1 protein-coding gene is annotated in these 347 nt (G+C 63.1%); it reads left to right on the plus strand.

Annotation, left to right across the window (positions count from 1 at the left end):
- The coding region (locus tag L692_RS32700; protein ID WP_036723462.1) for a hypothetical protein at window positions 1–347 on the plus strand (347 nt) is incomplete at both ends.

Here is a 347-nt window from a genome sequence, read left to right on the forward strand (position 1 = left end):
ATCCGCCCTCCACTGGCAAGAGGCGCCAGCGGACAAGCTCCAGAGCTACAAGGATCTTGCGTTTCTTCCTGCCGGAGATGCGGGGAAATGGCTGCGGCAGGCGGCGACCCAGGGGTATATCGGAGCATCCTCCGACGGATACCTTCTTCCGCAGCAGCCGTTGACCCGGTCGGAGGCGGTCTTCTTTCTGGCCGATGCGAACGCAGCGCTGCCGGAGGATTTGAAGCCGCCGACCGCCGCAGCCGAGCAGCAGCTTAGCGGGACGATTGTACAGTCGGCCAAGGGCTTTGGTCTTAAAGTAAAACAGGCCGGCGGCGGGAGTACAGTCTATCCGCTGAGCGGCAGCG

It is taken from the genome of Paenibacillus forsythiae T98 (genome assembly GCF_000520735.1).
In the GTDB taxonomy this organism is placed as follows: Bacteria; Bacillota; Bacilli; order Paenibacillales; family Paenibacillaceae; genus Paenibacillus_AQ; species Paenibacillus_AQ forsythiae.